Here is a 21,906-nt window from a genome sequence, read left to right as displayed (position 1 = left end):
CTTATTGGAAAAATTTTGAAGGGTTATCATGTAACATCGTGTCCACATCGGCCTGACTGAATCCTGACTGGCGCAGCTGTGGGATAAAGGTGGTTAACAGGTAGTCGTAGCCATTACCGCCATTGGCTTTTAAATGCGAGCGGCGGGTAATGTCCATAGAGAGCATGACGTGGCTAAGCAGTCCGCGATCGCGTATCGCATGCAGCATGGCGATGCGTTTCTCATCCGGGTAATAGTTGTTTTTACCGATGGTATCGAACTGCACATACGCGCCGAGATCAATCATGCGATAGATGTTGTCGAGGTTATCTTTCAAATCACAATGACCCACGGTCACACGGGAAAGGTCAACGCCGTGCGCCTTCAGCAGAGCCAGCTGTTCCAACCCCATCGTGCTAAAAGAGGTATGGGTCGAGATAGGGCGTCCGGTTTCGCGATGTGCCCGCGCTGCAGCGATAAACACCTTCTCTTCAAGCGGCGTAATTACCCCTTCGCTGGAGCCAATTTCCGCGATAATTCCGGCTTTCAATTCAGTGCCATCAATACCGACGACAATCTCATCGACCATCTCCTGCGCGAGCTGTTCTACGCTGCAGGTTGCGACATGTTCAGGGAAAAACGCATCCTGGTAATAGCCTGTACAGGCCATAACGTTAATTCCGGTATCACGCATCAGTGAGAGCATGAATTGCGGATTACGTCCCATATAGCGGTTGGTCATCTCAATAATGTTGCTGACGCCTGACGTCCGGAGATCCTTCATCTCCTGACAGATGAGATCGTACTGATCTAACCGGCAGTCGAGGTTATTCTTGAACCCGGAGAGATCGATATGCAGATGCTCGTGGACCCAGGTGTAGCCCGTCGGATCAAAATTCATAAGGTGTCTCCTGAAAGCCGTAAAGCCGAAAGAAAAGAGCTGCCGTTTTGCGGTCGCTGCGCGCCAAAAAACTCGCACACCGTCGCGCCAACATCGGATAACGTCGCCCGGATGCCTAATTGCGCAGGCTCCAGGCCCTGTTGATACACCAGAACTGGCACAACTTCCCGGGTATGATGGCTGTGCCCAATGGTCGGATCGTTGCCGTGATCGGCCATGACCACCAGACAGTCATTGGGATCCATGGCAGCCAGAAGGCGCGAAAGATTAAGATCGACAAGCTGTAATCGTTCGGCATACCGCGCGACGTCTTCAGCGTGCCCGGCAAGATCGGTTTCCTGAATGTTGGTACAGATAAATACCGTCGACTCAGCGTTAAATTCGTTAAGGGTGATATCCATGATCTGCTGGCTATCCACCAGGTTTTGCCAGTTGCGCCCGTGCGGATTGCCAACGATATCCGCCACTTTACCGACCAGCACGGTAGGGATCCCGGCGTCATGCAGTTTTTGCGGTACCTGTACCTGCTCATCTACGCCAAAGCCCATATGCCTGACCTGAAAGCCGTTTTCATACGCGCCAGAACGTGGGGCATTAATGCCAACAAAGCGCCCTTCCATCGTTTCGGCGGCATCCAGAATGCGCTGGCTGTTCGCAAGCTGGCCGCCAAAGGTTATGACGCGCCCGACCTGAACCTGTTCACGCACTATGCGGCCAATCTTTAGCACCTCATCAAACGCAATGGCGGACAGGTTGGCAGTGACGTTGTAGACCTGACCTAAATCAGCCTCGAGGTTATCGCCCACCGCAACCGCATTGTTGACCCACAGAAACGCCAGCTCGCTACCACGGCGTTCCACCTGCCAGCCCGCCAATTTCAGCGCTTGCTCAACGCCATCGATGACGTCGTTAAATGGCATCCGCAGCGGCGCCTGAGGCCGTGTGCCTAAAATTTCCTGATGCCCCATAAAGGTATCGCCACCTTCATGCTGCAACTGTGCAACGCCCCAGACTGCCGATTCCGAAGGATTCATCACGCCTGGCGTATAACCCAACGCGTTAATCAATCCCAACTTTTCCAGCGTAGGTAGCCGTAACTGCGGGAATTCACTCAGGATATGTCCACAGGTATTCGCCCCGGCATCCTGAGGTCTAACCCGCGCAACGTCTTTCATTGCGCCGACGCCAAAACTGTCGATTACCAACACCACGAATCGGGCCATTAGTCCTCCAGAATATTGCCGAGACTGTCATAACGCGCGACGATTTCAGCCACGCCACGCTGGATACCCGACACCAACACCACGTCGCTGCGCGTCACGAAGATCTGGGTGCGAAAACAGAAGATCACTGCGCTGCTCACCGGAAACTCACCGGCTACGGGCAGGTAGTAATCGATACTGCTGTCGTCAACGGGTTTTAGCTTCGCGGCTATGGGGGCGTCATTTTCCGGCGTAAAGACCAGTGCGTTTTGCGCATGACCGCGACGGTAATAGCCCCCGCCGTAGCAATAACTGTCCCCGCGAAACGTGTGCGAGACCTCGCTCAGCCACAGCATCGCAATACGTTCAGGCTGGTCGCCCTTTTGATTGGCAGGGATGGTGCCTGTCAGCGCATGACCCGGCTCGGCGTGGGTGACGCCATATTCCGCCAGTAGGGGTAATGATGTGCAGCTACTGGCTGACGGCGCATTAAGCTGATCAATAGTAATTCCGGCTTGGGCCAACTGACGCCGGGCACTCACCAGCGTGTGCAGATTAGGCGTCGGCATCGTCTGCGCGGAGTTTTCATCCCATAACAGGCACGGGAAATGGGTGAGGCCGCTCAGGCGCAGGCCCGGCAGTCTGCGGATTTCATTGACCACATCCGTCAGATATATCAGCGGAAAGCCGCTTTCTTGCCCCGGATAGAGAAAATCATCCTTGTCATACACCTTCAGCATCACGTTTTGCTGGCAACCGGCCTTCACCGCCGCCGCCGAAACTTCGCGCGCTTTCTCCAGCGAAAACAACGTAATGACCTCGGTTCCTTGTGCGACAGCCTGATTGACCTGTCGCGAAGGGATCTGCACCAGATGTCCCTGATGCGCCACCGGCAACCCGGCACGGCGCATGACGCGACTCTCCTTGTAATCGACAACCACGATGCCTTCATAGCCAAGCTGCAATAGTTTCTCCGCCAGCCATGGATTGCGTCCAACCTGTTTGGTCATCAGGTACAGCGAGATGCCATACTGCCTGGCGACATCCAGCAGGCGTTTGCCATTATCAATAACCTGGTCAACATCAATAACCCAACTGTCAGGCGCGATCTTTCCCTGCTGCCACAGCGCGACAGCAGCGGAGATTAGCGCGGGGTTCTGGCGTTTCAATGCGTCTATAAACATTTCTCTGCCTCGTTTCTAATCCTTCAGCTAAATATTCATTTTTTTGAATATTTAGGATGCAATACGCTATTTCCCCATTGATTTCAGACGTCTTCGTGTGCCGCCATCCACAATCCATACAAGTTCGCCAGCATGTAGCCTTCTTCATTCACATGTAGCGTCACCGTGAATTCTTTCAGCAATGCCTGATGGACCAGTAAAATAGTCGGCCAGAGATGAGATTGCGCCAGTTCCTCCAGCAGCTCACCATCCAGCGCTTCAATCACCTCGCCCTGGCGACTGCGCATGAGCGCACTCGCCATATGCGTCATCGCCATGGTTCCTTGCTCGCTGTGAATCGGCAAACGCCATTCTTCGTCCAGCCGCCTGACGACCTGCAGCATGCCGCTGCAAATATCCTTGTCGATAACACCTGCTTCACACAGCAGGTTCAACCTGTTTTCCATGTCGTTCGCCTTCACTTAATAACTGGGTTCCTGTTCACCGTTCGCCACACGTTGTTGGTGGGCGAGCAGTGCCTCTTTATTAACAACCGCCCGCAGTAACTGTTGCATCGGATAATCCTCTGCCCGGGTCAGCACCACCGCCTCCGTGGCCTGTAGAAATCGCGGATCGTTGGTGAGCGGCGTGGCTTCTAATCCCAGTACCGCCAATTCGGCCTCTGCTACCACGTTCCAGATCACCGCATCGACATCTCCTTTCGCGATGCGCTGCAAACTCTCGTGGTAAGGCATATCGATCAGTTCAACGTCACGATCGCCAAAACAGGCCTCGGTCATGATTTTCTGATCCGCCGAGCGATTATCGAGCCCGACACGTTTTACCGCGGCACATTCGCCTTTGCGACAAATCAGTTGATGTTCGCCGACGTAGGTATGCGGCCCCAGCGCCAACGTGATGCGCAGCCCGTCCTGGGCAAGATAACTTTCCGCAGCCAGGCGAGAAACCACCGCCATGTCGTAAACGCCGTTTAGCAGGCATTCCACGCGAATATCGGCCCCACGCATGTGTGCGTAATAAAACGGGATCCCATCAAACTGTGCCTTAAGCCCACTCGCCAGCCCTTCATATAAACGGGTGTAGGGTAGCGGCATCGCACAGACCACAGTATTGATATCCACATGCGTCAACAGCGTGCGGTTATCCATCTCTACCAGGTAACTACCATTACGCCCACGACGCTCAATACGGATCGCGCCTGACGATTCCAGTGTTTTTAGCGCGGCCTGCGTTAATCCCACCGACGAGCGGCATTCGCTCGCCAGTTCATCAATGGTTTTCAAACGGTTACCACACTTTTCACCGAGCAGGTAACGGGCCAGGGTTGTCAGTACAACCCCTTCCTTCTTAATAAATGTCCGACTCATTATATATTTTCAGTAAATTGAATATTTATATCTTCATTAAAATGAAAATATAGCACAACAAGGAAATATGCAAACGGCGAGGTGCTTCACAGTTTTTGCTATTCACAAACAAACAGGCGAAAAAAAACCGGGTATACCCCGGTTTCTTCAGAACTGCAGCGCGTATTACGGCTTGGCGACAAAACCAATGGCTTCATAAACGGCTTTCAGCGTAACAGACGCACGGGCGCTGGCTTTTTCAGCACCGTCTTTCATCACTTTCTGCAGGAAAGCTTCATCGTTACGGAAACGGTGATAACGCTCCTGAAGCTCAGTTAGCATGCCGGAAACAGCCTCAGCAACTTCGCCTTTCAGATGGCCATACATTTTGCCTTCGAAGTGTTTTTCCAGCTCCGGAATGCTCTGGCCAGTGACGGCAGAGAGGATATCCAGCAGGTTGGAAACGCCCGCTTTTTCTTTCACATCGTAACGAACAACTGGCGGCTCTTCCGAGTCGGTCATCGCACGTTTGATTTTTTTGACGACAGATTTCGGGTCTTCCAGCAGGCCGATAACGTTGTTGCGGTTGTCATCAGATTTTGACATCTTCTTCGTCGGCTCCAGCAGCGACATCACACGCGCGCCGGATTTAGGAATGAACGGCTCCGGCACTTTGAAGATGTCGCCATACAGGGCGTTGAAGCGCTGGGCGATGTCGCGGCTCAGCTCCAGATGCTGTTTCTGATCTTCGCCAACCGGGACCTGGTTGGTCTGATACAGCAGGATGTCTGCCGCCATCAGTACCGGATAATCAAACAGCCCGGCGTTAATGTTCTCCGCATAACGTGCGGATTTATCTTTGAACTGGGTCATACGGCTCAGCTCACCGAAATAGGTGTAGCAGTTCAGCGCCCAACCTAACTGTGCGTGTTCCGGCACATGAGACTGGACGAAAATAGTGCTTTTTTCAGGATCGATACCGCATGCCAGGTATAGCGCCAGCGTATCCAGCGTTGCTTTACGCAACTGCTGAGCGTCCTGACGAACGGTGATAGCATGTTGGTCAACGATGCAGTAGATGCAATGGTAGTCATCCTGCATGCTCACCCACTGACGCAGCGCACCCATATAGTTGCCAATGGTCAATTCACCTGAGGGCTGTGCGCCACTAAAAACGATGGGCTTAGTCATTTTTTGATTCCTGATTTTCGCTATGCGGAAGCCCGAGAGCGGGCAGTAGTTCATTAATACGGTCGTAAATAACGTCGGGCTGGCTCAGCGCGATCGACTCGCCGTAGTTGTAGCCATAGGTCAGGCCAACGGACGGACAACCAGCAGCTTTTGCCGCCTGAATATCATTGCGTGAATCCCCTACGAAGAGCATTTGCTCAGGCTTGATGCCAAGCTTACTTGCCACCAGCAGCAGCGGATCCGGATGGGGTTTTTTATTCTGCACGTCGTCGCCACCGATGACCACGCTAAAGTATTTGGCGATATCTAACGCCTCAAGCAATGGCGCGACAAACGGGGTCGGTTTGTTAGTCACCAGACCCAGCGGCAATCCTTTCGCATGCAGCGCGCCCAACGTATCGGCTACATCAGGGAACAGGAATGTCCCCTCTTCTGCGACATCGCCGTAGTATCTGTCGAACAGCTTGCGCAAAATCCGCACCTGTTCCTCGGCGGGAATATCATCATCAACGGGTGGTTTACCCATTGTTTTACGTAATGTCGCGCGCTCCTGACGAGACCACGCCAGCGCGCGCTCCATTAGTACATCTGCACCGTTACCAATCCAGGTGATAACGCGTTCTTCACCGGCCACCGGCAGTTCCAGCGCATACAGCGCCATATCCACCGCTGCGGCTAATCCCGGCGCGCTGTCGACCAGCGTGCCGTCGAGGTCAAATGCAGCGCCCCGAATATCCTGAAACTTATCCATGACTTACCTTCGCCAGTTCATTGCGCATTTCATCAATGACTTTTTTGTAGTCTGGTTGGTCGAAAATAGCAGAGCCTGCGACAAACATATCTGCACCCGCCGCCGCGATCTCACCGATGTTGTTCACCTTGACGCCGCCATCCACTTCCAGACGGATATCGTAGCCAGACTCATCAATACGGCGACGTACTTCACGCAGCTTATCCAGCGTTTGTGGGATGAAAGACTGCCCGCCAAAACCTGGGTTAACGGACATCAGCAGGATCACGTCGAGCTTATCCATGACGTAGTCCAGATAGCTCAGCGGCGTTGCCGGGTTGAATACCAGGCCCGCTTTACAGCCATGTTCTTTGATCAGCTGTAAAGTGCGATCGACATGCTCGGAGGCTTCCGGGTGAAAAGTAATGATGCTGGCGCCGGCTGCGGCGAAGTCCGGGACAATACGATCGACCGGTTTCACCATCAGGTGAACATCAATCGGGGCGGTAATGCCATATTTACGCAACGATTTCAGCACCATCGGGCCGATGGTCAGGTTCGGTACGTAATGATTGTCCATGACATCGAAGTGCACGACGTCGGCTCCGGCAGTCAGCGCTCTCGCGGTGTCCTCACCCAGGCGGGCAAAATCAGCCGACAGAATTGAGGGGGCGATCAAATACTGTTTCATCCGCTTCTCCTTGAGAATTATTTCTTCGCAGGCGTTACAACTCCTGGTTTATACAGTGCCAGCAGTTCATTCACCTTTTTACGCGTGCCGCCATTGCTGCTAATGCTGCGCCGCACTTTGACCTGAAAATGTTTCGCCGCGCTGTACCATTCACGGGTATCGGGCGTGTCATGATTCGAAATTAACACCGGGATCTGCTTACTGACCAGCTTTTCTGCCATCTGGGCCAGATGCGCCTGCTCTTTCGGGCTAAAGCTATTGGTATGATACGCGGTGAAATTTGCCGTCGCCGAAAGTGGTGCATAAGGCGGGTCACAATAGACCACAGAGTTACTGTCTGCTCGATCCATACACTCTTCATAAGAGAGGCAATGGAACTCCGCATTCTGCGCTTTTTCAGCAAAATGGTACAACTCGGCTTCCGGGAAGTAAGGTTTTTTATAACGACCAAACGGTACGTTAAACTCGCCGCGCAGGTTGTAACGGCATAATCCGTTGTAACCAAAGCGGTTCAGATACAAGAACAGCACTGCACGGCGGAACGGATCCTGGCTGGCATTAAATTCTTCTCTGAACCGATAGTACACCTCAGCCTGATTGGTTTCAGGCATAAACAGCTCGCGTGAAGCCTGCACATACTCATCGGTACGCGTCTTCACGATGTTATAGAGACTGATGAGGTCGCTGTTGATATCGGCAAGAATATAACGAGAAAAGTCGGTGTTGAGAAACACCGACCCGGCACCCACGAAGGGTTCAATCAGGCACTCACCCTGAGGTAAATGCCGTTTGATATCATCAAGCAGGGGATATTTCCCCCCTGCCCATTTCAAAAAAGCGCGATTTTTTTTCATGCTGACTAACTAATTACACCTTCTCCGGCTGTGGAGAAAGCTCCGACAGCATCCTGCGCTTTAGTCTTTGTCCCGCAATTGGGCGAAACAGCAAACCATTGCAGAACATATCCTATCTTACTTCAAATCGGCCTGAACCTGGTGCAGCGGTTTTGCCCACGGGTTTTTCGCCTGAATATCGGCGGGTAACGTAGACACTGCACGTTTCGCATCTTCTTTAGAGGCATAAACGCCCGTCACCAGAACATACCACGGTTGACCGTTACGCGTCGTCTGGTACACCACGTAGTTCTTCAGGTTTTCTTTCTTCGCCCAACCGTTCAGGTTGTCGTAGTTAGAAGAACTGCTGAGCTGCAGCGTGTAATGGCTGGACGGCGCAGCTTTTAACGCGCCGACATTTCCAGCACTTTTCGCTCCGCCAGCAACAGGTGTTGACGTTGTTGCCGTCGCGGTTGGCGCAGGCGTTGCAGTCTGGGCTGGCGTCGTCGCCGCGGTTGCTTTCGGCGTAGCGGTTACCACTGGCGCTTTAGTTGTGGTCGTCGGTGCAGTTGCGGTTGGTTTTGCCTGAACAACAGGTTTCGGCTCTGCCGGCGTTGTTTTCACCGTGGTTTGCGGCTTGCTCTTCGGCTCAATAACAGCCTGTTTACGTTCCTGGCGCGTAGCAGCAGGACGTTCAGTCGTTTCCGTTTTCGCAGTCTGGCGCGCAGCATTACCATTACGAACGGGAGCTACGGTCGCAGGTTCGGTCGGCAGCGTAGAGTTAACTACAACATTATTAACCTGCTCCTGACCCTGCGGTTGCGTCAAAGCGTTGTTCAGATCGCCCTGCACTTCAACACGCTGTTGGCCTTCGGTTGCCGCAGGTGTCTGACCTTGAGTCGGCGTGGAGGAAATCGGTGGCAGGGAAACATCCTGCTGGGTATTGCCCGCAGTTTGCTCAGCGCCCGCTGCAGGCGTAGTCGTACTCGCCTGATCCGTTGCATTGCTGCCAGAAAGGTCGATGCTCTTCTCACCAGATGCTGCCTGCTCATTGGAAGAAGATGATGAGGGGGCTTTCAGCGCAGAACCGATACCGATAATCAGCAGCAGGAGCACCAGAACACCGACCCCCATCATCATATACTGACGTGAGGCAGGCTTACTGGCGGCTTTCTTACGCTTGCGCGGACGGCGTTCTACACGCTCTTCATCCACGTTATCGTCTTCAGATTCATACTCTTCTTCAATGTCCCGCTCTTCTTCACGCTCTTTACGTGCGCGCGCAGGACGGCGATCGTCAGCATCCAGATCAACATCATCAAAATTGATTTGCGGCTCATTATCGCGTTCAGACGATTGACGAGAACGACCAGTACGACGATCGCTGGGATCGGGTTTCAGCTCGTCTTCTGGTTTGAATTCATCCATTTAACACCCCACTCAAAGGTTAATGCTTACGACTTTGCACATAACCTGAAGCTAAAAGACCTACGTTTCGCAACGTAAGCCAGACCTTTCTTGTTGTTACGCCAGCTGGCAATCAGCAATAGCGTTAAGAACCACCTCGTGCGACACTCCGCCGCGCACTTCACTCTTCCCTATAGCCTGCGGAAGCACTAAACGAATCTCTCCCGCTAACACTTTTTTATCTCGCAGCATGTGCGGCAGATAAGCCTCGGTAGACATCTCACGCGGCCCATTAACCGGTAAACCCGCGCGTTGCAGCAGCGTTATGATGCGCTGCGTATCAGCACAGGTAAACTGACCCAGGCGTTCCGAGGTACGGGCAGCCATTACCATACCTGCTGCGACTGCTTCACCATGTAACCAATTGCCATAACCCATTTCAGCTTCAATTGCATGGCCAAACGTATGCCCCAGATTCAGTAAAGCACGTAAGCCCATTTCTCGCTCGTCTGCTGCAACAACTTCTGCTTTCAGCTCACAACAACGACGAATACAGTACGCCATTGCCGGACCGTCCAGGCGCAACAACGCATCCAGATTGTCTTCCAGCCAGTTGAAAAACTTACCGTCAAGAATGATGCCGTATTTGATCACTTCCGCCAGGCCCGATGCCAGCTCACGCGCAGGAAGCGTTTTCAGACAATCGAGATCCACCACCACAGAGGCCGGTTGGTAAAACGCGCCAATCATGTTTTTACCGAGGGGATGGTTTACGGCGGTTTTGCCGCCAACGGAAGAGTCGACCTGCGACAACAGGGTTGTTGGGACTTGAATAAAACGAACACCGCGCTGATAGCTGGCAGCCGCAAAACCGGTCAGATCGCCAATCACGCCGCCGCCAAGTGCGACTAACGTGGTATCACGACCATGTGGTTTTTGCAGTAACGCAGTGAAAACCGTATCCAGAACCGTCAGGCTTTTATACTGCTCGCCATCGGGGAGGATAACGCTATCAACGTTAACACCCGCCTGTTCAAGTACGCCGCGAACCTTATCGAGATAAAGGGGAGCCAGGGTTTCGTTGGTCACCAACATAACCTGATCGCCCGATTTCAGCGGTAAGAATGAAGCTGGCTCATTAAACAAACCAGCCGCGATGGTGATAGGGTAACTACGTTCCCCGAGAGTGACTGTGATCCTCTCCATTACGCGACATCCACCTTAGTTACTTGTACCCGCAGACGAGTGTGTATTCAGCCAGAATTAGTTGCTTTCCAACATATGAATAATCTGGTTTGCTACGACTTTTGCGCTCTGATCGTCGGTGCGAATGGTCACGTCAGCAATCTCTTCATACAAAGGATTACGTTCGTCAGCCAACGCTTCCAGAACTTCACGAGGCGGTGATTCTACCTGCAGCAGCGGGCGTTTCTTGTCACGTTGAGTACGCGCAAGTTGTTTTTCAATTGTCGTTTCAAGATAGACCACGACGCCACGCGCGGAGAGACGGTTACGTGTTTCACGTGATTTTACAGAGCCACCGCCAGTTGCCAGCACAATACCCTGTTTTTCCGTCAACTCGTTGATGACTTTTTCTTCGCGATCACGGAAGCCGTCTTCACCTTCTACATCGAAGACCCAGCCCACATCAGCTCCGGTTCGTTTCTCAATCTCTTGATCAGAATCGTAAAATTCCATATTGAGTTGTTGAGCTAACTGGCGCCCAATAGTGCTTTTTCCGGCACCCATAGGCCCAACCAGAAAGATATTGCGTTTCTCTGCCATTTTTTCGGTACTACTAAGACTATTCGTTAATGGTAAACCCGCTTCGCAGACACCCAGCGCAGCAGGACATGAACTGAAACCTCATAAGATATTGCGAGAGTCAGACTGAAAATTATCTCAATACTCAAGCGGGTTTGGCAACTGAATAAATCACCAAACCTTACGCATTTCTGGTCGTGGCAGGCATGCTACCCTGCAAACATCAGACCTGGCGACGTATCGCGCAGCCAAATGACACGAAATAAGCCTATGACACACCACCGGAAAGGCAAAGCGTATTCATTGCCGCATAAGTAAAGAAAAGTACCGACGCTCAAATCGGTACTCCTTGTATGCTAAATACTCCCGCACGTCAAATCCCTGAAACGTGTTCAGTGCAAAAACAACGGCTTTTCATGCATAAGTTATTCCGTTAAAACCAGTCTGGGCGTAATAAACACCACTAATTCGCGCCGTTCGTCTTCTTTTCCATCATGGCGAAAGAGAGAGCCAAGCCAGGGAATATCGCCTAACAGCGGCACGCTGTCGGCAGCGGATTTATTTTTGTGTGAAAAAATCCCGCCCAGGGCAATCGTTTCGCCGCTTTTTACCTCGACCTGCGTTTCAATTTCCTGCTTATCTATAGCCAGAACTTCGCCATCCGCCTGTTGTAACACCTGCCCGGGAACATTCTGGCTGATATGCAGTTTCAGCCTGATTCGTCCTTTCTGCAACACGGTAGGCGTTACCTCCATCCCCAATACAGCTTCTTTAAACTCGACGGATGTCGCGCCGCTTTCACCGCTGGAGACCTGATATGGGATTTCGCTACCCTGCTTAATACTGGCAGGTTGCAGGTGAGAAGCCAGTAAACGTGGACTGGCGATGATATCCAACTGCTGTTTTTGCTCCAGCGCAGACAGTTCCAGTTCGAGTAAACGACCGTTAATGCGGCCAATGTTAAATCCTACACGGGTTGTAGCGGTGGCGACAGAGAGATCGCTGGCAAGCGTTGTAACATTACCCACCGTACCGAGTTGCTGTGCGTCAGCCAGCGACCACTTAACCCCCAGCTCACGCAAACTTTTTTCATTAATTGTGACGATATGCGCCGCCAGCTCAACCTGTGCAACCGGCAGATCCATTTGCGCCACCCACTTTTCCAGTGCGTTAAGCGCAACGCGATTATCACGCAGCAGTAAACGGTTGGTTCGTTTATCCACCGTCATGCTGCCTTTGGCGCTAAGCAGCTTTTCTCCGGCCTTGGCCAGCTCGGATGCATCGGCATAGTGCAAAATGATGCTGCGATGTTCCAGTGGTAAACTGGCCTGAGTCCGTGCCTGCTCATTTTCCTGGCGGGCCGCATTTTCACTCTGCCATTGAACAGAATGCACATGCAGAATATTGCCCTCCTGGCGTAATACCAGCCCGGCGCTTTTCACTACCGTTTGCAATGCCTGCTTCCAGGGCACATTCGTCAGATGCAGTGACAGCACACCGCTAACATCCGGTGAAACCACCAGGTTTTTCTGTTCTTGTTCAGCTAATGCCTGCAATACCTGCACAACCGGCACTTCATCGACCACCAGCGTCACGTTTTGTGATTTCCCCGCCAGCACGCTGGGAATCACGACCATTACCATTATCACTATCCACGCCATCCTTCGCTTCATTTACCGCTCCTTGTCGTTGCCACTGCCACTGTGGTGGCTCGCAGTTTTTCCCTATGTCGAGGGTTATGCTCTGAGCTGTTATCTGTGCCACTTTCCAACCGTTTTTCAGTACCTCATTTCGCTCCACTCGCCGCCATTTGTGTTGGTTATCCTGCACGATGCCGATGGGTCGTGTGTCCTGGCTCACCATTCCCTGAAAACGCCATGCTGACAGTTCAGCAATTTGGCAGTGGTCTTCCGGCGGCAGGAAGGGATTACGCATACCGGTGAGCACCAGTACGCTTACGCATGCCAACAACCAGCGTTTAACCGTCATTCAGGCGCTCCAGTTGTAGCGTTAGCAGCAATTCAGCTCCTTCCTGGCTGAGAGAAAATTGGCTAACGTTCATTCCCTGCTCCGCCAGTTGGACAAACATCAGCGGGATGGCATCCCAGGCTGGCTTGAGCGTCATCTCTCCACCCTGAGCGGAGGGCTGCCAGTGGAGAAGACGTGTGTGCAGAGTCTGAAACAGCAGCGGAGAGAACGGAATCAGCGGCTCTTCAGGAGCTTCTGATGATGTCGCCAGCAAATATAGATTTCGCCATTGTGTCTGAATGGCCGCACGTTGCTGGTTGAGCGCCTCTTGATGCATCACCCGTTTCTGCGCGACGGGATGAAGACAGAGCAAGACGGCGATAAGCAGTCCCAGCAGCCAGCCACACCAGCAAATGAGCCGAAAGCGCGGCGACTGTGCTAACCAGCTATCACAGAGCGTTATCATGCGCACCGCTCCGCGTTAGTCGATAGTGGAATTGCCAGCGTCCCTGCGCATCCTGCTGCGTTTCCCCTGGGCTGTTCAACTGAAACCGCGACGGCTGGCGTAATTGCGCTTCCAGCGTCTTTAGCGCCGCAAAATTCAGCGTGTTTCCCGTCAGCTCCAGCGTCTCCTGCTGCCAGGTGATTTTTGTAAACCACGCCTGCTCTGGCAGTAATTCCGCTAGCCCTTGCAAAACCAGCTGCCAGCTTCGGGTCTGCTCACGCTGCCTGTTTCGTTCTTTTACCTGCAGCCATCGTTGCCGGCGATGCTTCATGCGCGGCTTTAGCGCCATTAAGGCCTCGCCTCGCGTCTTTTCGGCATCAGCCAGCAACAATTCAATCCGGGTTTCTATGTAAAAAACGCTGCAATAGCGCAACAACACGCCAATGCTAAGCACTAGCGAAGCGCTAAATAAAACGCCCCAGAAACGCAGGCAGGCGCGTCGTCGCGTCTGGCGCCAGGGGAGGAGGTTGATGGTCGCTATCATTAGCACACGCCTCCCATAGCGAGTCCCAAAGCAATGGCGAAACGATGGCTTTGCGTGGGAATGGGCGGCTGGCGCACGGATACCACGCTTAACGGATCGAAGCCGTCGGGGTCACATAGCGCAATGGCTGTCGTGGGAAGAGACAATGTCGCGGCAAGCTCGTCGATACTGCCAATATCACCCGTTGATTTACGTCCCCATGCCGAATGGGTAGCCCACAGCCACTGGGCGTCATCACGCCATACCAAACACTGTTGATGTTCTGGCAAATAGGGAATAAATCGCTGTAACGCACTGGCATCCGGGGTAATCGCCGTAACCTGCACTTTCAGCGTTTGAATAAGCGTCAGCAGTGTTGAAATCTCTTTGCTTTGCGCGGCAGTGACGTTAAACACCGGGCTCAATGCGTCTTCGCTATAATCGAAATGCAGCGCATCTGGTGCCATATCCAATTCACGCGCCATCGAACCGGATAACCATGCGGTTTGCTCCGGCTCGCGTAATGTCATATCCGGACGAGGGTACTTTTTTTGTAAAGTCCTGTTGGCGGGAAAGGAAAGATGAATATGGTGTCGGCGAGGAAGCTCACGGCTCCACGGCAGTAGCGCAGCGACAAGCTGTTCAGGCTCGCGAATGTGGCCATCGACGATAACCTGAGGCGTCAGCGGTATGCGCCACCAGCGTTGTAGAAACCAACCGGATGCGTCGCGAACAGCGGCGACTGCCAGCGCTTCATGTTGCTGAATATGCAGACCAATTTTCCAGATATTGAAAGCCATTGCTGATGATCTCCGTATCACCCGTTGCTTTAACGGGTATATCAATGCGTCTGGCTTGCCTTTATACTACCGCGCGTTTGTTTATAAACTGCCCAAATGCCACTAAATGGGAAATCTCCAGTGAAGTTCGTAAAGTATTTATTAATCCTTGCAGTATGTTGCATCCTGCTGGGAGCAGGCTCGATTTATGGCCTTTATCGCTATATTGAGCCGCAATTACCTGACGTCGCGACGCTCAAAGACGTGCGTTTACAGATCCCGATGCAGGTTTACAGCGCTGACGGCGAGCTGATCGCGCAATATGGCGAGAAACGTCGAATCCCGGTCACGCTGGATCAGATGCCGCCAGTAATGGTTAAAGCCTTTATCGCCACAGAAGACAGCCGTTTTTATGATCACCATGGGGTAGACCCGGTGGGGATCTTCCGTGCGGCCAGTGTCGCGTTGTTCTCTGGGCACGCGTCGCAAGGGGCGAGCACCATTACCCAACAGTTGGCGAGAAACTTCTTCCTCAGCCCAGAACGTACGCTGATGCGTAAGATCAAAGAGGTGTTCCTGGCGATCCGCATTGAACAACTGCTGAGTAAAGATGAGATCCTCGAGCTGTATCTGAACAAGATTTACCTGGGGTATCGCGCCTATGGCGTGGGTGCTGCCGCGCAGGTCTATTTCGGTAAGACCGTTGATCAGCTTAGCTTAAGTGAAATTGCAGTGATTGCCGGTCTGCCAAAAGCGCCGTCAACCTTCAACCCACTCTATTCGATGGACCGGGCAACCGCGCGACGTAACGTCGTGCTGTCGCGCATGTTGAGCGAAAACTACATCACGCAGGCCCAGTACGACCAGGCGCGTAATGAAGCGATTGACGCCAACTATCACGCGCCGGAAATCGCTTTCTCTGCACCGTATCTGTCTGAGATGGTGCGCCAGGAGATGTATAACCGTTATGGCGAGAAAGCCTATGAAGACGGGTATCGCATTACCACCACCATTACGCGTAAAGTACAGCAGGCAGCTCAGCAGGCAGTACGTAACAACGTGATGGATTATGACATGCGTCACGGCTACCGCGGCCCGTCGAACGTGCTGTGGAAAGTGGGCGAAAGCAGTTGGGACAGTAAAAAAATCACCGATACGCTGAAAGCGTTGCCGACTTATGGACCGCTATTACCGGCGGTTGTTACCAGCGCCAATCCGCAGGAAGCCATTGCCGCGCTAGCGGATGGTACGTCAGTGTCATTACGGATGGACGGCATGCGTTGGGCGCGTCCTTACCGCTCGGATACCCAGCAAGGCCCAACGCCGCGTAAAGTGACCGATGTGGTACAAACCGGGCAGCAAATCTGGGTACGCCAGGTTGGCAATGCCTGGTGGCTGGCGCAAGTGCCGGATGTCAACTCCGCACTGGTCTCCATCAATCCGCAAAACGGCGCGGTGCTGGCACTGGTTGGTGGTTTTGACTTCAACCAAAGCAAGTTTAACCGTGCCACCCAGGCGTTACGCCAGGTAGGTTCTAACATCAAACCTTTCCTGTATACCGCCGCGATGGATAAAGGTCTGACGCTGGCGAGCATGCTCAATGACGTGCCGATCTCCCGCTGGGATGCTGGTGCCGGTTCTGACTGGCAGCCGAAGAACTCACCGCCGCAGTATGCTGGTCCTATCCGCTTACGTCAGGGTCTGGGCCAGTCGAAAAACGTGGTGATGGTACGCGCCATGCGCGCAATGGGCGTGGATTACGCGGCAGAGTATCTGCAACGTTTCGGCTTCCCGGCGCAGAACATTGTGCACACTGAGTCGCTCGCGCTGGGTTCTGCCTCGTTCACGCCGTTACAGGTGGCGCGCGGTTACGCGGTAATGTCTAACGGCGGCTTCCTGGTCGATCCGTATTTCATCAGCAAGATCGAAAGCGATATGGGCGGCGTGATCTTCGAGGCGAAGCCAAAAATTGCCTGCCCGGAATGTGATATTCCAGTGATTTATGGTGACACCCAGAAATCTAATGTTTTGGAAAACAATAACGTAGAAGATGTCGCCGTCTCGCAGGAACAGCAGAATGCCGCCGTGCCAATGCCGCAGCTTGAGCAAGCTAACCAGGCGCTGGTCGCGCAAAGCGGAACGCAGGAGTATGCGCCTCACGTGATCAACACGCCGCTGGCCTTCCTGATTAAAAGCGCGCTGAACACCAATATCTTTGGTGAGCCAGGCTGGATGGGAACCGGTTGGCGTGCAGGTCGCGATCTACAGCGCCATGATATCGGCGGGAAAACCGGGACCACCAACAGCTCTAAAGATGCGTGGTTCTCCGGCTACGGGCCGGGGGTGGTGACATCGGTCTGGATCGGATTTGACGACCATCGCCGCAACCTTGGTCACACAACGGCCTCCGGGGCGATCAAAGACCAAATCTCCGGTTACGAAGGCGGCGCGAAGAGTGCGCAGCCTGCATGGGATGCCTACATGAAATCCGTGCTGGAAGGTGTGCCTGAGCAGCCGCTGACGCCGCCTCCGGGCATCGTGACGGTCAATATCGATCGCAGCACCGGTCAACTGGCAAGCGGTGGTAACAGCCGCGCAGAGTATTTCATTGAAGGCACTCAGCCGACGCAGCAGGCAGTGCATGAGGTGGGGACGACCATTATCGATAATGGTGAGACGCACGAACTGTTCTGATCAAAAAAGGCGCTTAGGCGCCTTTTTTATTATTCACATACTCGCTGTAGGCCGGAGCAGGCGTTAGCCGAGTTCCGGCAATCGCAATTAAAGCCGCCCCTGCCCTTTCAGCCATTCGCGCACGAGGAACAGCGCACTCACATTACGCGCTTCGTGAAAATCAGGATCTTCCAGCAGATCCATCAAATGCGCCAGCGGCCAGCGCACTTGCGGTAATGGCTCAGGCTCATCGCCCTCCAGTGATTCAGGATATAAGTCCTCTGCCACCACAATGTTCATCTTGCTGGAGAAATAGGACGGCGCCATGCTGAGTTTCTTCAAAAACGTCAGATCTTTTGCGCCAAACCCTACTTCTTCTTTTAGTTCCCGATTTGCCGCTTCATAGACGCTTTCGCCAGGGTCAATTAACCCCTTAGAAAAACCCAGTTCGTAAGATTCGGTGCCAACCGCGTATTCACGGATGAGGATCAGGTGATCGTCCACAATCGGCACAATCATTACCGCTTCACGCGTGGAAGGGCGCATACGTTCATAAACGCGGCGGACGCCATTGCTGAACTCAAGGTCCACGCTTTCGACTTTAAACAGCCGGGATTGGGCGACGGTTTCCACTTTTAAAATCGTGGGTTTCTGTAATGATTTGCTCATTGTGAGGATCTTTGCTGTGAAATCTGGGGTTATTGTGCGACATGCCGCAAGGTTTCGGCAATGTGAATTGCCGTTTATTTACATTTATGTAACGTACTAAAAGTTAATCCTTATTTCAAATTAAAAGTCAATAGGTTGAAATAACTCCAGGAATTTGCTGATATTCCATTTTTAGTGATTTTGCTATGATTCGCATTTACTGGGCTGTACTTAAAGATGCTCAAGTTCGACTCCACACTTGCCGATAGCCAACCACAGAATCACGAATATTGAACAGGGTGCGACTGACCACGCCTGACAGACTAAGTAAGATGGGGAAAGCATGAGCACCATTCTGATTTTTTTAGCTGCTTTGCTGGCCTGCTCATTGCTTGCAGGATGGCTACTCAGAACAAAAACCAGGCGGAAAAATTTTCCTTTGAGCAACGTCTTCTCAGACGCCTCAGAACGTAAACTTACGCCAGAAGAGCGCAGTGCAGTCGAAAATTATCTCGAAAGCCTTAGTCAAATTCAGCAGGTACCCGGCCCAACGGGTGCCAGCTCCGCGCCAGTATCGCTAACGCTGAATGCCCAAAGTAATAGCGTCATCGTGCTTACGCACGCGATTACACGTTACGGCATTACCACCGACGATCCTAACAAATGGCGTTACTATCTTGATTCCGTTGAGGTACATCTTCCCCCCTTCTGGGAACAATACATCAATGACGAAAACAGCGTTGAGCTAATCCACACCAATACGATACCGCTGGTTATCTCTCTGAACGGCCATACGCTGCAGGAATATATGCAGGAAGCGCGTGGCTATGCGCTACAGCACACCGCCTCTACCCAAGCGTCCATTCGTGGTGAAGAAAGCGAGCAGATTGAACTGCTGAATATTCGCCAGGAAACTCATGAAGAATATGCGCTCAGTCGTCCGTCTGGACTGCGCGAAGCGTTGTTAATTGCCGCATCATTCCTGTTGTTCTTCTTCTGTTTGATAATCCCGGATACGTTTGTTCCGTGGACGGTCGGTGGAGCCGTGCTGCTGCTGGCTGCGGGTCTGTGGGGACTTTTCGCCCCGCCGTCGAAAACCGCCCTGCGGGAAATTCATTGTCTGCGCGGGACTCCGCGTCGCTGGGGGCTGTTTGGCGAAAACGATCAGGAGCAAATTAATAATATCTCGTTGGGCATTATTGATCTGATTTATCCACGTCACTGGCAGCCTTACATTGCGCAGGATCTCGGCCAGCAAACAGATATCGATATTTATCTCGATCGCCACGTTGTCCGCCAGGGACGCTTTTTATCCCTGCATGACGAAGTCAAAAACTTCCCGTTACAGCACTGGTTACGCAATGCCGTCATCGCAGGCGGCTCGTTGCTGGTACTGCTGATGCTGCTTGTTTGGATCCCGCTGGATATGCCGATAAAGCTTACGCTTTCCTGGATGAAGGGGGCGCAAACTATCGAAGCCACCAGCGTTAAACAACTTGAAAACGCAGGCGTTCGTGTGGGTGACACGCTGCAACTGAGCGGGACGGGTATGTGTAACATTCATACCCAGGGGAGCTGGAATGCTCAGCCTTCCACACCGTTTACGCCTTTCGATTGCACGCAAATTATCTGGAATGACGCGCGCGCATTACCGCTGCCCGAATCCGAGCTGGTGAATAAAGCCATCGCGCTGACACAGGCCGTGAACCGACAACTGCATCCCAAAGCGGATGATGACTCTCGTGTTAGCGCATCGTTACGCTCTGCAATCCAAAAATCCGGCATGGTGTTACTGGACGACTTTGGCGAGATAGTCCTGAAAACGGCCGATCTTTGCGCGGCCAAAGATGAATGTGTACGATTAAAAAATGCGCTGGTGAACCTGGGTAATAGTAAAGACTGGGCGGCGCTAGTGAAACGGGCGAACGCAGGTAAACTGGATGGCGTGAACGTGCTGCTGCGTCCGGTAAGCGCGGAGTCGTTGGATAATCTGGTGAATACCTCTACGGCACCGTTTATTTCTCGCGAGACAGCGCGAGCGGCCCAGGCGCTGAATAGCCCTGCGCCCGGCGGTTTCCTGATTATCAGCGACGAAGGCAGCGATCTGGTCGATCAACCGTGGCCGACGACTTCGCTATATGACTATCCCCCACAGGAACAGTGGAACGCCTTCCAGCGACTGGCGCAGATGCTGATGCAGACGCCGTTTCGTGCGGAGGGGATCGTCACCAATATTTCGACCGACGCCAATGGAACCCAGCACATTGGCCTTCATCGTATCCCGGACCGTTCAGGATTATGGCGCTACCTTGGCACAACGCTGCTGATGTTCTCGATGCTCGGATGCGCTATCTACAACAGCATACAGGCATTCAGACGCTACCAGCGTCATCGCACCCGCATCGCGGAAATTCAGAGCTACTACGAAAGCTGCCTGAATCCTACGCTGATTGACGACACGGAAAGCCTGATTCGATAACACGCTCGCGCGACAGGATATGCTACTCTGTCGCGCATCATGTTTTCTTCTGGGGAGTTTCCATGCAGATCAATATTGCCTGGCAGGATGTCGACACCGTGTTGTTAGATATGGACGGCACGTTGCTCGACCTGGCATTCGATAACTATTTCTGGCAAAAACTGGTGCCTGAAACCTATGGCGCGAAGCAGGGTATCTCTCCCCAGGAAGCCCAGACCTATATTCGTCAGCAGTATCACGCCGTGCAGCATACGCTGAACTGGTATTGCCTGGATTACTGGAGCGAATGCCTGGATCTGGATATTTGCGCGATGACAACGGAACAGGGACCACGCGCCGTTTTACGTGAAGATACCGTACCGTTTCTTGATGCCTTAAAAGCCAGCGGCAAGCGTCGTATTTTGCTCACCAACGCGCATCCGCATAACCTGGCGGTGAAGCTGGAGCACACCGGTCTGGCCTCACACCTTGATTTATTACTTTCCACCCACACATTTGGTTATCCCAAAGAGGATCAGCGGTTATGGCACGCTGTGGCTGAAGAAACGGGAATGAGTGCAGAGAAGACGCTGTTTATTGACGACAGCGAACCCATTCTCGATGCCGCTGCTCTGTACGGTATTCGTTACTGCCTCGGCGTAACCAATCCCGATTCTGGCATTGCGGAAAAACAGTATGCACGCCACCCGTCACTGAATGACTACCGCCGACTGATCCCCTCACTGATGTGAAGGAGACGCCATGAAAGAAAAGCCCCCTGTTGAAGTCAGGCTGGATAAATGGCTGTGGGCTGCTCGCTTTTACAAAACGCGTGCGCTAGCCCGCGAAATGGTTGAAGGCGGTAAGGTGCATTACAACGGCCAACGCAGCAAGCCGAGCAAGATTGTCGAGCTGAACGCCACCCTCACCCTGCGCCAGGGAAATGACGAACGAACGGTCATTATCAAGGCTATTACCGAGCAGCGTCGCCCGGCCACGGAAGCCGTTACGCTGTATGAAGAAACCGCGGAAAGCGTGGAAAAACGCGAAAAAGTGGCACTGGCGCGTAAACTTAACGCGTTAACCATGCCGCACCCGGACAGGCGACCGGACAAGAAAGAGCGCCGCGACCTGTTACGATTTAAACATGGCGACAGCGAGTGACTGTCACCTGCAAGAGAGAT

The 21,906-nt window shown here is 52.9% G+C and carries 22 protein-coding genes; 4 read left to right on the top strand and 18 right to left on the bottom strand.

What is annotated here, in order from left to right; translation table 11 throughout:
* Nucleotide 1: 1 nt before the first annotated feature.
* The 17 genes from OGY15_RS12720 to OGY15_RS12640 all read right to left on the bottom strand — a co-directional run bounded on the left by OGY15_RS12720 (nt 2) and on the right by OGY15_RS12640 (nt 14,964).
* On the bottom strand, nt 2-880 hold the full coding sequence (locus OGY15_RS12720) for a phosphotriesterase-related protein (RefSeq protein WP_151224122.1): 879 nt from the start codon (nt 878-880) through the stop codon (nt 2-4).
* Entirely contained in the window at nt 877-2,103 is a 1,227-nt protein-coding gene (locus OGY15_RS12715) for a phosphopentomutase (protein ID WP_151216841.1), read from the bottom strand. The genes OGY15_RS12720 and OGY15_RS12715 overlap by 4 nt, the downstream gene beginning before the upstream one ends.
* On the bottom strand, nt 2,103-3,266 hold the full coding sequence (locus tag OGY15_RS12710) for a YhfX family PLP-dependent enzyme (protein ID WP_151216842.1): 1,164 nt from the start codon (nt 3,264-3,266) through the stop codon (nt 2,103-2,105). Before OGY15_RS12710 ends, OGY15_RS12715 begins: the two co-directional genes overlap by 1 nt.
* An 83-nt stretch (nt 3,267-3,349) precedes the next feature.
* The gene (locus OGY15_RS12705; RefSeq protein WP_151216843.1) at nt 3,350-3,712 is read right to left on the bottom strand and encodes a PRD domain-containing protein; all 363 of its coding nucleotides are present in this window, start codon (nt 3,710-3,712) and stop codon (nt 3,350-3,352) included.
* 15 nt (nt 3,713-3,727) lie between these two features.
* Entirely contained in the window at nt 3,728-4,633 is a 906-nt protein-coding gene (yhfZ, locus tag OGY15_RS12700) for a GntR family transcriptional regulator YhfZ (protein WP_151216844.1), read from the bottom strand.
* 165 nt (nt 4,634-4,798) lie between these two features.
* Nucleotides 4,799-5,803 (bottom strand): tryptophan--tRNA ligase, encoded by a 1,005-nt coding sequence (gene trpS / locus OGY15_RS12695; RefSeq protein ID WP_151216845.1) that lies wholly within the window; start codon nt 5,801-5,803, stop codon nt 4,799-4,801.
* Nucleotides 5,796-6,554: a phosphoglycolate phosphatase gene (gph, locus tag OGY15_RS12690; protein WP_003837920.1), complete on the bottom strand. Its 759-nt coding sequence runs from the start codon at nt 6,552-6,554 to the stop codon at nt 5,796-5,798. Before gph ends, trpS begins: the two co-directional genes overlap by 8 nt.
* Nucleotides 6,547-7,224, bottom strand: a complete 678-nt coding sequence (gene rpe, locus OGY15_RS12685; RefSeq protein WP_003023561.1) for a ribulose-phosphate 3-epimerase — start codon at nt 7,222-7,224, stop codon at nt 6,547-6,549. The genes gph and rpe overlap by 8 nt, the downstream gene beginning before the upstream one ends.
* 17 nt (nt 7,225-7,241) lie before the next feature.
* Nucleotides 7,242-8,078 (bottom strand): adenine-specific DNA-methyltransferase, encoded by an 837-nt coding sequence (gene dam / locus OGY15_RS12680; protein WP_151216847.1) that lies wholly within the window; start codon nt 8,076-8,078, stop codon nt 7,242-7,244.
* Between the two features lie 117 nt (nt 8,079-8,195).
* Nucleotides 8,196-9,485, bottom strand: coding sequence for a cell division protein DamX (gene damX, locus OGY15_RS12675; protein ID WP_151216848.1), 1,290 nt, complete (start codon nt 9,483-9,485; stop codon nt 8,196-8,198).
* A 96-nt stretch (nt 9,486-9,581) separates the two neighbouring features.
* The gene (gene aroB / locus OGY15_RS12670) at nt 9,582-10,670 is read right to left on the bottom strand and encodes a 3-dehydroquinate synthase (RefSeq protein ID WP_151216849.1); all 1,089 of its coding nucleotides are present in this window, start codon (nt 10,668-10,670) and stop codon (nt 9,582-9,584) included.
* Nucleotides 10,671-10,727: 57 nt separating this feature from the next.
* Nucleotides 10,728-11,249, bottom strand: coding sequence for a shikimate kinase AroK (aroK, locus tag OGY15_RS12665; RefSeq protein WP_003023552.1), 522 nt, complete (start codon nt 11,247-11,249; stop codon nt 10,728-10,730).
* A 404-nt stretch (nt 11,250-11,653) separates the two neighbouring features.
* Nucleotides 11,654-12,901 carry a DNA uptake porin HofQ gene (gene hofQ, locus OGY15_RS12660; RefSeq protein WP_151216850.1) on the bottom strand — a complete coding sequence of 416 codons (1,248 nt, stop codon included), beginning with the start codon at nt 12,899-12,901 and terminating at the stop codon, nt 11,654-11,656.
* Nucleotides 12,804-13,217, bottom strand: a complete 414-nt coding sequence (locus OGY15_RS12655; protein ID WP_187253790.1) for a HofP DNA utilization family protein — start codon at nt 13,215-13,217, stop codon at nt 12,804-12,806. Before OGY15_RS12655 ends, hofQ begins: the two co-directional genes overlap by 98 nt.
* Complete coding sequence (locus OGY15_RS12650) at nt 13,207-13,662, bottom strand: HofO family protein (protein ID WP_151216852.1); 456 nt, start codon at nt 13,660-13,662, stop codon at nt 13,207-13,209. Before OGY15_RS12650 ends, OGY15_RS12655 begins: the two co-directional genes overlap by 11 nt.
* Nucleotides 13,646-14,185 (bottom strand): PilN domain-containing protein, encoded by a 540-nt coding sequence (locus OGY15_RS12645; RefSeq protein ID WP_286539427.1) that lies wholly within the window; start codon nt 14,183-14,185, stop codon nt 13,646-13,648. The genes OGY15_RS12650 and OGY15_RS12645 overlap by 17 nt, the downstream gene beginning before the upstream one ends.
* A complete protein-coding gene (locus OGY15_RS12640; RefSeq protein WP_151216854.1) occupies nt 14,185-14,964 on the bottom strand; it encodes a type IV pilus biogenesis protein PilM in 780 nt (259 codons plus the stop codon). Before OGY15_RS12640 ends, OGY15_RS12645 begins: the two co-directional genes overlap by 1 nt.
* A gap of 120 nt (nt 14,965-15,084) precedes the next feature.
* Between OGY15_RS12640 and mrcA the strand changes: the two genes are divergently transcribed.
* Complete coding sequence (mrcA, locus tag OGY15_RS12635; protein ID WP_187253794.1) at nt 15,085-17,637, top strand: peptidoglycan glycosyltransferase/peptidoglycan DD-transpeptidase MrcA; 2,553 nt, start codon at nt 15,085-15,087, stop codon at nt 17,635-17,637.
* A gap of 87 nt (nt 17,638-17,724) precedes the next feature.
* Here the strand turns inward: mrcA and nudE are convergent, their stop codons facing one another.
* Entirely contained in the window at nt 17,725-18,285 is a 561-nt protein-coding gene (nudE, locus tag OGY15_RS12630) for an ADP compounds hydrolase NudE (RefSeq protein WP_016154795.1), read from the bottom strand.
* Nucleotides 18,286-18,607: 322 nt separating this feature from the next.
* Here nudE and igaA point away from each other — a divergent pair, with 322 nt between their 5' ends.
* The 3 genes from igaA (at nt 18,608) to hslR (ending at nt 21,886) form a co-directional block, all read left to right on the top strand.
* Complete coding sequence (gene igaA / locus OGY15_RS12625; RefSeq protein WP_187253795.1) at nt 18,608-20,743, top strand: intracellular growth attenuator protein IgaA; 2,136 nt, start codon at nt 18,608-18,610, stop codon at nt 20,741-20,743.
* Nucleotides 20,744-20,805: 62 nt separating this feature from the next.
* Nucleotides 20,806-21,474, top strand: a complete 669-nt coding sequence (gene yrfG / locus OGY15_RS12620) for a GMP/IMP nucleotidase (RefSeq protein ID WP_187253796.1) — start codon at nt 20,806-20,808, stop codon at nt 21,472-21,474.
* Between the two features lie 10 nt (nt 21,475-21,484).
* Nucleotides 21,485-21,886, top strand: a complete 402-nt coding sequence (gene hslR, locus OGY15_RS12615; RefSeq protein ID WP_151216857.1) for a ribosome-associated heat shock protein Hsp15 — start codon at nt 21,485-21,487, stop codon at nt 21,884-21,886.
* The last annotated feature ends 20 nt before the right edge of the window (nt 21,887-21,906 follow it).

The organism is Citrobacter sp. Cu231 (assembly GCF_030332265.1).
GTDB classification, from domain to species: Bacteria; Pseudomonadota; Gammaproteobacteria; order Enterobacterales; family Enterobacteriaceae; genus Citrobacter; species Citrobacter meridianamericanus.
This window is presented reverse-complemented; position numbering and strand designations above follow the sequence as displayed.

Coding starts and splice junctions, on each gene's coding strand:
- OGY15_RS12655 (WP_187253790.1), bottom strand. CDS start 13,217: ATGACGGTTAAACGCTGGTTGTTGGCATGCGTAAGCGTACTGGTGCTC.
- nudE (WP_016154795.1), bottom strand. CDS start 18,285: ATGAGCAAATCATTACAGAAACCCACGATTTTAAAAGTGGAAACCGTC.
- OGY15_RS12715 (WP_151216841.1), bottom strand. CDS start 2,103: ATGGCCCGATTCGTGGTGTTGGTAATCGACAGTTTTGGCGTCGGCGCA.
- OGY15_RS12720 (WP_151224122.1), bottom strand. CDS start 880: ATGAATTTTGATCCGACGGGCTACACCTGGGTCCACGAGCATCTGCAT.
- OGY15_RS12705 (WP_151216843.1), bottom strand. CDS start 3,712: ATGGAAAACAGGTTGAACCTGCTGTGTGAAGCAGGTGTTATCGACAAG.
- OGY15_RS12645 (WP_286539427.1), bottom strand. CDS start 14,185: ATGATAGCGACCATCAACCTCCTCCCCTGGCGCCAGACGCGACGACGC.
- yrfG (WP_187253796.1), top strand. CDS start 20,806: ATGCAGATCAATATTGCCTGGCAGGATGTCGACACCGTGTTGTTAGAT.
- yhfZ (WP_151216844.1), bottom strand. CDS start 4,633: ATGAGTCGGACATTTATTAAGAAGGAAGGGGTTGTACTGACAACCCTG.
- OGY15_RS12640 (WP_151216854.1), bottom strand. CDS start 14,964: ATGGCTTTCAATATCTGGAAAATTGGTCTGCATATTCAGCAACATGAA.
- aroK (WP_003023552.1), bottom strand. CDS start 11,249: ATGGCAGAGAAACGCAATATCTTTCTGGTTGGGCCTATGGGTGCCGGA.
- OGY15_RS12710 (WP_151216842.1), bottom strand. CDS start 3,266: ATGTTTATAGACGCATTGAAACGCCAGAACCCCGCGCTAATCTCCGCT.
- aroB (WP_151216849.1), bottom strand. CDS start 10,670: ATGGAGAGGATCACAGTCACTCTCGGGGAACGTAGTTACCCTATCACC.
- dam (WP_151216847.1), bottom strand. CDS start 8,078: ATGAAAAAAAATCGCGCTTTTTTGAAATGGGCAGGGGGGAAATATCCC.
- igaA (WP_187253795.1), top strand. CDS start 18,608: ATGAGCACCATTCTGATTTTTTTAGCTGCTTTGCTGGCCTGCTCATTG.
- OGY15_RS12650 (WP_151216852.1), bottom strand. CDS start 13,662: ATGATAACGCTCTGTGATAGCTGGTTAGCACAGTCGCCGCGCTTTCGG.
- rpe (WP_003023561.1), bottom strand. CDS start 7,224: ATGAAACAGTATTTGATCGCCCCCTCAATTCTGTCGGCTGATTTTGCC.
- hofQ (WP_151216850.1), bottom strand. CDS start 12,901: ATGAAGCGAAGGATGGCGTGGATAGTGATAATGGTAATGGTCGTGATT.
- trpS (WP_151216845.1), bottom strand. CDS start 5,803: ATGACTAAGCCCATCGTTTTTAGTGGCGCACAGCCCTCAGGTGAATTG.
- damX (WP_151216848.1), bottom strand. CDS start 9,485: ATGGATGAATTCAAACCAGAAGACGAGCTGAAACCCGATCCCAGCGAT.
- hslR (WP_151216857.1), top strand. CDS start 21,485: ATGAAAGAAAAGCCCCCTGTTGAAGTCAGGCTGGATAAATGGCTGTGG.
- gph (WP_003837920.1), bottom strand. CDS start 6,554: ATGGATAAGTTTCAGGATATTCGGGGCGCTGCATTTGACCTCGACGGC.